Genomic DNA, 9,158 nt, shown 5'->3' on the forward strand with positions numbered 1-9,158 from the left:
TGGAGAGGAGTCTTGCTTCGCAAGACTAGAGAAAAACTCTACCCTAAAGTGCTTGACGATTGCCGGGGTTCCAGAGATTGTCTTGGAAAATGCTTTGGATAAGCAGCCTTTGCTGCGGTGTAAGTTCGTACAGGTCTTCAATCAGGCGGTTTACAGTATCTTCTCTGTCGGGGTTCTCTATAGCGGCCTTGACCGCTTCTGTCAAAGCGGTGTCTTCTTCGGGAGAGAGTCTGGGCAGCGGAAGCTGACAGAGGTTGCCTTTAAGAATTTTGATCTCTTTAAAAAGCATTCGGTGCAGCGCGTTAAAGAGCGGACTGTTGAGCAGTCCCATGACGGAGTAAATGCTTAGGCCTTCAACGTCCGGAATTAGGATATTGGCACTGTTGAGCGCAAGACTGCGCTCGTTATCAATGGCAAAAACCAGCTTGGAGCCGATGAATTTGTACAGAAGTTTCGGAGACGTTCTGAAAAGCGCTTCAGGAGCGCACTGCTGAAAGTTCTGCGGCGTAAACCGAATAAACCGCTTTGGTGCGGATAGACGATAGGGCTGAATTTCTTTGCCTGTATAAATCGGTTCAAGCTCATCGGTTTGTTCTGTCTTCAGACACGTCTGATTGTTCCCTGTGACGATTCCCAAACCCCAGCGGCTGTTCACTAAACTGAGTGTGCCTTTTTTCTTTACCTGATTTAAAAGTTCAAGCGCTTCGCGCGAGACGGGCAGAAAGGTTTTATGAGCGGTGAGCTCAAACGAATGCAGCGGAATATCTGTCGTTTTACCGTCCGAGCGGACAAAGCGAACAGGCTCAGCGGGCGCGGATTTTTGATAAAGAAAGGAGACAAAATTTGTCTGAACGCTGGTAAAGCGCTCAGAAAAGACTCGAATTTGAAGAATTCGGCCTTCTTTGAGGGCTGATTCGCGGAAACGTCGATGTTTGGCGACGTTGAGCAGGGAAGAAGGGAGCAAAAAGTTCTGCTTTCCGCCTTTTTTAAGCAGATCAAAAGCCGCAAAGAAAAATTCGGAGGCTGTTTCATTAAAAACGGTTCTCGCTTCGCCGCCCCATGGCGGATTAGAGGCGGAAGCGTCAAAAGGACCGATGTCTTCAATCTGTTTTCTTTCCTCAGGGTTGAGAAAATTGAGAAGTCGGACGTCGGGATAGTGAAGCGCCTCAGGGTTCTGCGCAATGAGGTTGGCTTTTGCAATCATTACCGCGATCGGGTCAATGTCGTTTCCGACAACGCTGCAGCCGAGCCGAGCGGCTTCCAAAAGAAAAATTCCGCTTCCGCAGCAGGGATCAAGAAATTTCTCTCCGCTTGAGATATCAAGTTCCTGAAGCATCAAACGAGCGGTCTTTTGCGTTGTGTAGTAAGAACCGCGGATGTTTTTGTCTCCTTCACTTAAAAGCGACTGATAGATGGTCCCGAGAAGGTCCGATTCCTTGTCAAAGTTATCCGGCAAAACGATGGTCAGATCACTGACGCGCGGATATTCATCCAGAAACCGACGCGCAAGAGGCTCCTTTGCTCGGGACTTATCAATGGCGTTCAAGCACAGAGCGTGCATGATCTGCGCAATAGAAAAGCGCTCCCGCAGCGCAAAAAGAGATTCAATGAACGGAACCGAATCCTTGTTTTGAATCCGCTCAAGCGGGATAAAAGTTTTTTGAGATCGGCTTTTATTGGCACGCGACTTAAGCTTGTCTCCGAGATTCGGGGCAAGTTTCTGCCAGTTTCTTTTGGTCGCGCTGCTGATCGTCATTTTGTCTGTATTCCGTTTTGCCAAGTATAGCCTCAGGCTTTGCCTGCTCTGAGGTTTTATCTAATTACGCACAGAAAAACGGGCTTTCGGCCCGCCTGACGAATGCAGGCGGCGATAAGCCCGTTTATGCGCGTATTGGCGTGAATTATGCGAGTACGCTGCTCGGAACTGTGACTTCATAAGGAAGCGGCAGGATTTTAACCGGCTTGCTTTCAAGGAAGAGTTCTGAGTCCATGTATTCGTAATTAAGAACAAAGAGGAAGTGTTCTCCGTCGCTCTGGATAATTCTACCCATCGGCTCGTTTTCAACAAAGATTTCCTTGCCGGCGTCCGGATTTTCAACTTCTTTGCAGATGCCAAGGAACATACGGCGTTTTACTTTGCCGAGATTCTGAGTCTTAGAGACGATTTCCTGGCCGGTGTAGCAGCCCTTATTGGCGGCGATTGCGCCGATCAGGTCTAAATTCAGAGCCTGCGGCAGCCACTCAAGGCTTTCCGGTTTTTCAATCAGCGCGATGCCTTCTTCCATGAGAGAGCGGGCAAGGCGGTTCTTAGCATTGTAAGAGCCCATCATGTTGTCGGGAATCTGTCCGATAGCGATGAACTTACCGTGCATGCCCTGAGCGTCATTGCTCGGCAGACGAACTGTGATGACGGACTGACCGACATAGACGTCCATCGGGTTGCGCGGAAGAGCCGGGCAGGGAATATCTACAGCCTTGGCATCCGGAGAGCAGAAGTACGTGATGGCGTCCGGACGAAGCGAGAGTTCAACTTTGCTTCTCAGTACGAATTTGTTCAGGCGATCCACTTCAGCCTGCGCGATTGAAAGCGGCAGAAGCATTCCGAAACCGTTGGGAATACGGAAGATTAAAGAGGAAGCGGCGACACGACCCTGATGGTTGCAGGCTGCAGCCCAAGCCGCACGGTTTTCAGGAAGCTTTTTAACGTCCTGAGTCAGCATTCCCTGAAGAAATGTTTCTGCATCCTCACCGGTAATTGTGACGAAGCTAAACTGCTCTTCCTGGCTGAAAGTCCAGGAGCTTAATTCAAACATGCTCATATTGCTATTTGACTCCTAAAAAGATATCCGCATAAATTAGCAGAGTCCGACGATGGCGGCGTCGAGTTTTATGCATTTTGAGCAGATTTCATCCTCGGGATTGTTCTCATAATTGCGAGCGGCGCCGCAAAATTAAATTATGATTCACATATCGTTGAATTGGAGTTCCTGATGCTGCGTTTTATTAAATGGGCAGTGGCGATAGCGTTGGTTTCAGCGGTCGCTGCGGCCGGTTTTGCGTATTGGTATGTCGAAAAACGACCAATCGAATTGGAGGGCGGACAAAGCGAGATCATTCTTAAAGTAAAGCCGGCAAGCACTGTCAGGAATATCGCATCGGAACTTCTGAATGCTGGTGTCAAGGTCGATCCGAACGCCTTCCAGTGGGTATTTAAATATTTCGGCTCGGACCGTTCGATCCATGTCGGCCGCTATTTAATCAAGTCCGGCATGACGCTTAAGGAATTGGTAAAGCACATTTCCTCGGGCGAAGTCATCATGAGCAAATTTACCCTCATTGAAGGAACGGAAACGGCTAAGCTTTTGAAGAAAATTGCCGCGGACGATAATTTTGAGCATCCGCACGGTGAGCTCTCATCTCAGGATCTGATGAAAGAAGTTGGAGCGCCCGAAGGGACGCATCCCGAGGGCCAATTTGCGGCGGATACTTATGTCTTTGCGGCCGGCGTTCCCGACACGATCATCCTTCGCCGTATGTACCGGGAGCAGCAGCAGCGCCTGAACGCGGTTTGGGAATCTCGAGATAAAAACATTGCGGTTAAAACGCCTTATGAACTTTTAATTCTCGCGAGCCTGATTGAAAAAGAAACGGGCGATTCTAAAGACCGTACTTTGGTCTCGAGCGTCTTTAACAACCGGCTTAAAAAGGGCATGCTCCTGCAGACGGATCCGACAGTTGTCTACGGGATAGAAAATTTTGACGGCCATATTCTTAAATCGCACCTGAAGACGGATCATCCGTACAATACGTACACCAGAGCGGGCCTTCCGCCAACGCCGATCTGCAATCCGGGAGAAGCTTCGCTTGTGGCTGCCGCGCATCCGGCTCAGACTGACTATCTCTATTTTGTCGCGAAGGGAAACAGCGGCCAGTCGCATTTTTCTAAGACTCTGAAAGAACACAATGCCGCTGTTCAGAAATATTTGCGTAATCCCGGGAGCTGATTTTGGAAAAAGGAAAATTGATTACGGTTGAGGGCGTTGACGGCGCCGGCAAAAGCACTCAGATGGCGGTGATCGATCAGGCGCTGCGAGAGCGCGGCATTGATTTGGTGAGAACTCGTGAGCCCGGCGGTCCCGAGACCGCGGAAAAGATTCGCAAGTTGCTTTTAAATGAACCGATGAGTCCGAAGTGCGAACTTATGCTGATGTTCGCGGCACGTGAAGAGAATCTCGACAAAATTATTCGTCCTGCGCTCGCTAAGGGACAATGGGTACTTTGCGATCGGTTTACCGACGCTTCATACGCTTATCAGGGATACGGAAGAGGCCGTTCAATTGAAGAAATCAGAGCGCTCGAAAATTTTGTTCATCCGGACTTAAAGCCGGATTTAACTGTGCTGTTTGATGTACCGACAGAAGTGGCCGCGGCCCGATTAAGCCGCAAGCTCGACCGCTTTGAGAAAGAAAGTCAGGACTTTCATCGCCGGGTCCGCGAGGGCTATCTCAGAATGGCTAAAGCCGAACCCGAGCGTTTTTATGTGGTTGACGGAACTCAGACGCCGGAACAGATTTCCGCGCAGCTTCGAGAGGTGTTTGCTCAATGGAAATAACCGATTTATATCCTTGGCTGGAGAGGCCGGCGGCAGCGCTTCGCAAAATGAGAGATAAGCTTCCGGGCGGCGTGCTGATTTACGGCCCCAGAGGCAGCGGAGCCTATGAACTAGCGGCTTCGTTTGCGGCTTCCGTAGTGTGTTCGTCTCCCAAGGACGGCGTCGCCTGCGGCAGCTGCGCGGACTGCCGTCTGGTGCAGGCAGGTACCCATCCGGATCTGAAGTACGTGCTGAGCGAGACCGAAGCGGCGCTTCGGCCTGAGCCCTGGAACGGCAAAATTCAGCCGCTTCCTAAAGGCAAGTCCTTTTCCAAACAGATTCTTATTGAACAGGTGCGTGAAATCGGTGAGTACTTGTCGGTTACGGCATTCCGCTCGGATCATCGCGCGGTACTGATTTATCCGGCCGATTCCATGAGCGAGGATCAGAGTTCGGCGCTTTTAAAAACGCTGGAGGAGCCGCCCGAAGGCGCGGTGCTTATCCTTGTCGCGGACGATGTCAGCTCCATTCTTCCGACCATTCGTTCGCGCTGTCAGCTCGTTCGAGTCGCGCCGCCGACACGAGAGCAGGGCATCGCCTATCTGAAATCTCAAAAGGTTCGGAACCCCGAGTCCGAACTTGCGCGTTTGGGCGGACTTCCGCTGCTGATTCATGAGAGCGGCGCCAATCTGCTTTTGGAAAAGAAGGACGAGAAGATGATTCTTGATCTTCTTGCTAAGGGTGCGTTGATGACGTCCGGAGATGTGCTTGAAGCTGTTAAGAACGACTTGACGATCGGGCCTCTGGTCGCAGTGATGCAGCGCTGGTGCTGGGATATCAGCGCGCAGTCAATGGGTTTGGAAAGCCGCTATTTTCCTGACTATGCGGCCGCTGTTCAATCGCTTTCGGCTCAGATCGATATCCGCAGGTTTCAGGAATTTAACGCTAAGCTCAATCAGGCGAGCCGAAGCAAGGATCATCCTCTGAGTAAAAAGCTTGTCGCGCAGACACTGCTGATGGATTACGCATCCGCGCTTAAAGCGTCTCAGAAAAATTACTGATTTTTCTCCAGTCGCTTAAAGCTTTCGAGGATTTCCTCCTGATCCGGTGCGATGTATTTTGTCGTGGTATTGACAGACGCGTGTCCGAGCGCGTTCTGTACCACGTTTACAGGCATAACTTCAAGACTTGTCACCGCGAACGTATGACGCAGCCAGTGCAGGGAACTTGCCCTAAGCTTAGCCGAATCTCTCGGCCGCTCTTTGTGAAGCGCGGCCGCAACCTCTTCAAGGAATTTCTGCAGAATCAGGTAAAGGCCTGAACGGGAGAGCCCTTCGGAAGCGGCGCCCTTGCTGCCCGGGCGTAAAGAAGCAAGAATCGGAATATCTCGGCCCTCTTCTTCGAGCAGAAGAGGACGCCGCCGGTAAGCAAGATAGTCATTGATGATTCTTTCCTGCGCCTCAGAAATCGGAAGACGTCTTTCTTTATCGCCTTTTCCGACGATATCGATGACGAGTTCCTCGTTTTGTCCGTAACGGGCGATCTGTATCCATCCGCAGCGAGCATTGAGCATTTCGCTGGCGCGCATACCGAGGCCTTTGCCAAGCAGGAGCATGACCTTAAGCCGCGCTTTCAGAATATCGTCGGGCTGTTTATCGAGATACTCCTCGATTTCTTCCCACTGTTCTTTGGTCAGCGAGCGGTCTGCGAATTCCTTCGGCTTGCCTTCTCCCGGAAGCAGCTGCACTTTGCTTGAGATCTGGTCAAAAGGATTAAAGCGCAGATACCCGGTCTTATGCAGAAAGGTAAAGAGCTGCCGCACGATTGTCGAAGCGGCTTTTCGACTGGAGAAGGAGAGGGCGCAGTTAAATGGGCGCCAATCTCGGGAGTCACGAGGAATATTTTTAGGCCCCAGCCAAACCGTCTGCGGCTGCAGCCATCGCTGCGACCACGTCTGCTCGTCAGTGCGTCCGAGCATTTGCAGCCAGGTTAGATAATCAGAGCACTCGCTGATTTTGGCCGATGAAAGCGGAATATGTTTTTCCAGCAGACACCAGAGCAGAAAGCGTTCTCCTTCGCGGCGATATGCGTTCAGGGTATTGGCGTTGGTCGCCTTGGCTTTTAACCAGAGCGTCACCGCCTCTTTGTCGGAATCCACATCCAGAGCGCATTCGCTTTTATCGCCGCGATTGGAGCCGTTTGAACCGTCAAACTGAGGCGGAACCGACAGATGTTCAAGCGGCTGAACCTCACTGTTCGGCTTTTGCGGCTGTCCAAGGATGCGCTTGCCGTTTCGATCCAAAATGAGGTCGTGCCAAAGGGCGCCCCCGACTTCTTCGATTTCTTCATTTTTATAGAATCGTTTGCCGAGGTCTTCCGCTTTTTTGCGTACCGTATCGGGGAGCTCCAGTCCGACGTTTCGGCGCGCATGCATCCAGGAAATTATGCCGTTAGCCCGGCTCTTGGAGAGACCGAGTTCTTTCCACCAGCCGTTGGGATTTTCGTACATGCGGTCAAGCAGATCATCGAGGCAGGAAATGCCTCTGTCGCTCAGATCGTCGGCAACCGGTTTTAGAAAGTAGCGTTTGAGCGGTAAATCAAAGTCAAACTCTTTTTTCACTTAATGCTCCCGGAAATTAAATGCGTCAGCCGTTGTCTTTAGGATGTGCCAGTTATTCTACCGTCTTCACAAAAAGGTTAGAAATCGTCACAGACAGACACGATGCGTTTGTATTTGTAACCAGAAGAGGCACAAGGAAAATAAAATTAACATTTGAATTTTTGCGCTGAAGAACTTTGGCTAATATTAAATCACGGCACTGATATGGGTGCCGCGTTATAAAGAAGAAGGAAAGACAAATGGCAATCTCCAAGAAGACTCTGACAGCAGCAGCGCTTACCGGCATTCTCGTTCTTGCTTCCGGCACGGCAGCCGCATGGTGCGGCGGTTATCGCGGAAATGTTCAGAACTACAGCTGTCCTCAGGCCGGCTGCACTTTCAACGGCCCGCATAACCATTATATTCCCGGCCGCGGATGCGCAAACGCCCAGCAGTTCCATAAAACTCCGAAGAAAGCTTTCGGCAGCTATGAGCAGCGCAAAGTCTATCTTCGCGGTCTTTTGAATCTGACAGACGCTCAGAAGCCGGCTTTTGATGCCTACATTGCGGCCGCTGACGAAGCCCACAACCTTAGAGGTCAGTTCAAGTTCGATCCCAATGCCTCTCGTCAGGATCAGCTGAAAGCACGCATTGAGAATCAGAAAGTCAGACTTGCCGCTTTGGAAAAAGTCGCTCAGGCAAGAGCCGATCTCGTTAAAGCTCTGAGCGCTGAGCAGGTCCAAGCGCTTGAAGGTTTCGAGGCTCGCTCTCACAAGCGTCCTCAGGGAAAGCGTCCTATGGCCCAGAATCCGCTCGGCTTTGGTCCTCAGGGTGTACATCCGCATGGAGCTCCTGTAGCGCCTGTCGCTCCGAGAAATTTTTAATTTCGGGTTTAGTCCTGCTTCGGATTTAATTCCGATCCGGTAGGAACTCGCAAAGGAGGGGACGCATTAGCGTCCCCTTCGTCGATTAAGCAGCTTTGTTTTTGCAGTGCCGGCTGTGTTCGGAATTTAGGCCGTTAGAAGGCCGAGTTCAGAAAAAATTTCGACCCGCATAGTTTGCCGGAATAAAGGCTTTTTTAGCGTGCAGACAGTTCGGAGGCCGTTATATTTGTTCGGGTTTTCGAACAGTAAAAACGAAAAGGCCCGAAATAAAATTCGGGCCCTTTCGGAATATGATGTCGAGTACTAAACACGCGGGATAACTTCGGTCCGTCAGTAAATTCGGGAAAAATTATCCTTTATTCGCGATGAAAAATCATTAAAAAATGATTCTGTCAGGCCGGGATCTTCATAAAGACTTCCGGCCGGGAGTAAGACGACAATTCTGTCTTCAGCTTCAATTACTCTTCGCCGTCAACAACCTGTTTGAACAGTGTGCCGGGGATGAACTTAGGAATGGTCTTTGATTTCACTTCCATGCTTTCGCCCGTATGCGGGTTACGGATCGATCTGCCTTTTCTTTCAACTTGTCTGAAAGTGCCGAATCCGACTAAGACAACGGGATCTCCGTCTTTAACGGACTGGATGATGGTGCGAATCATGGTGTTGACCGCTCGTCCCGCCATATCTTTTGTGATTGCGTTTTCTTCCGCGATGATCTCAATAAGCTGTTGCTTGTTCATAACCGTTCCAAATGAAAAAGTTTCCTTGGGGGAGTAATTAAAAAATCTGCTTTAGGAATATATTATCAATATTCGGCCCTTGTGCGCCAAAACTTGTGACAAGCATCATGAATTCGGATGAGTTTTTGAAATTATTTAAAGGAAGTTTGAGCTCGATCAAATATTGATCAAATTTTTCCCATGTTCCTATTGACAAATTCATCTTTTCTTATTTTTTTCTCAAAAAACTCAAAATAGACGTGATAGCCCAAAAAAGCGACTCTCAAACCCGACTTTAGGAGAATCTCGTAAATAAAAAAGCCCTCATCCCTTGTGTTACTTAGGTTGAGGGCAGTTTAAGAATT

Annotated in this window: 8 protein-coding genes; 4 read left to right on the forward strand and 4 right to left on the reverse strand. The window is 50.0% G+C overall.

Annotated features, from left to right (window positions below; genetic code table 11):
* Positions 1-43: 43 nt before the first annotated feature.
* Both E5987_RS06750 and ygfZ read right to left on the reverse strand, forming a co-directional pair.
* A complete protein-coding gene (locus E5987_RS06750; RefSeq protein WP_160335334.1) occupies positions 44-1,756 on the reverse strand; it encodes a TaqI-like C-terminal specificity domain-containing protein in 1,713 nt (570 codons plus the stop codon).
* A gap of 145 nt (positions 1,757-1,901) precedes the next feature.
* Positions 1,902-2,813 carry a CAF17-like 4Fe-4S cluster assembly/insertion protein YgfZ gene (gene ygfZ / locus E5987_RS06755; protein ID WP_237178755.1) on the reverse strand — a complete coding sequence of 304 codons (912 nt, stop codon included), beginning with the start codon at positions 2,811-2,813 and terminating at the stop codon, positions 1,902-1,904.
* Between the two features lie 177 nt (positions 2,814-2,990).
* Between ygfZ and mltG the strand changes: the two genes are divergently transcribed.
* The 3 genes from mltG to E5987_RS06770 are packed head-to-tail and all read left to right on the forward strand — an operon-like array spanning position 2,991 to position 5,652.
* On the forward strand, positions 2,991-4,004 hold the full coding sequence (gene mltG / locus E5987_RS06760; RefSeq protein WP_160335336.1) for an endolytic transglycosylase MltG: 1,014 nt from the start codon (positions 2,991-2,993) through the stop codon (positions 4,002-4,004).
* 2 nt (positions 4,005-4,006) lie between these two features.
* Entirely contained in the window at positions 4,007-4,612 is a 606-nt protein-coding gene (tmk, locus tag E5987_RS06765; RefSeq protein WP_202074568.1) for a dTMP kinase, read from the forward strand.
* On the forward strand, positions 4,603-5,652 hold the full coding sequence (locus tag E5987_RS06770) for a DNA polymerase III subunit delta' (protein ID WP_160335337.1): 1,050 nt from the start codon (positions 4,603-4,605) through the stop codon (positions 5,650-5,652). Before tmk ends, E5987_RS06770 begins: the two co-directional genes overlap by 10 nt.
* Here the strand turns inward: E5987_RS06770 and E5987_RS13380 are convergent.
* Positions 5,646-7,211: a tyrosine-type recombinase/integrase gene (locus E5987_RS13380; RefSeq protein ID WP_160335338.1), complete on the reverse strand. Its 1,566-nt coding sequence runs from the start codon at positions 7,209-7,211 to the stop codon at positions 5,646-5,648. The two genes, E5987_RS06770 and E5987_RS13380, sit on opposite strands and share 7 nt — an antisense overlap.
* Positions 7,212-7,450: 239 nt before the next feature.
* Between E5987_RS13380 and E5987_RS06780 the strand changes: the two genes are divergently transcribed.
* Positions 7,451-8,074: a Spy/CpxP family protein refolding chaperone gene (locus E5987_RS06780; RefSeq protein WP_160335339.1), complete on the forward strand. Its 624-nt coding sequence runs from the start codon at positions 7,451-7,453 to the stop codon at positions 8,072-8,074.
* Positions 8,075-8,532: 458 nt separating this feature from the next.
* Here E5987_RS06780 and E5987_RS06785 read toward each other — a convergent pair whose 3' ends face one another.
* Positions 8,533-8,814, reverse strand: a complete 282-nt coding sequence (locus E5987_RS06785) for an HU family DNA-binding protein (protein ID WP_160335340.1) — start codon at positions 8,812-8,814, stop codon at positions 8,533-8,535.
* Positions 8,815-9,158: the final 344 nt, after the last annotated feature.

The organism is Parasutterella muris (assembly GCF_009767915.1).
GTDB lineage: Bacteria > Pseudomonadota > Gammaproteobacteria > Burkholderiales > Burkholderiaceae_F > Parasutterella > Parasutterella muris.

Coding starts and splice junctions, on each gene's coding strand:
- E5987_RS06785 (WP_160335340.1), bottom strand. CDS start 8,814: ATGAACAAGCAACAGCTTATTGAGATCATCGCGGAAGAAAACGCAATC.
- ygfZ (WP_237178755.1), bottom strand. CDS start 2,813: ATGTTTGAATTAAGCTCCTGGACTTTCAGCCAGGAAGAGCAGTTTAGC.
- mltG (WP_160335336.1), top strand. CDS start 2,991: ATGCTGCGTTTTATTAAATGGGCAGTGGCGATAGCGTTGGTTTCAGCG.
- E5987_RS06780 (WP_160335339.1), top strand. CDS start 7,451: ATGGCAATCTCCAAGAAGACTCTGACAGCAGCAGCGCTTACCGGCATT.
- E5987_RS06750 (WP_160335334.1), bottom strand. CDS start 1,756: ATGACGATCAGCAGCGCGACCAAAAGAAACTGGCAGAAACTTGCCCCG.
- E5987_RS06770 (WP_160335337.1), top strand. CDS start 4,603: ATGGAAATAACCGATTTATATCCTTGGCTGGAGAGGCCGGCGGCAGCG.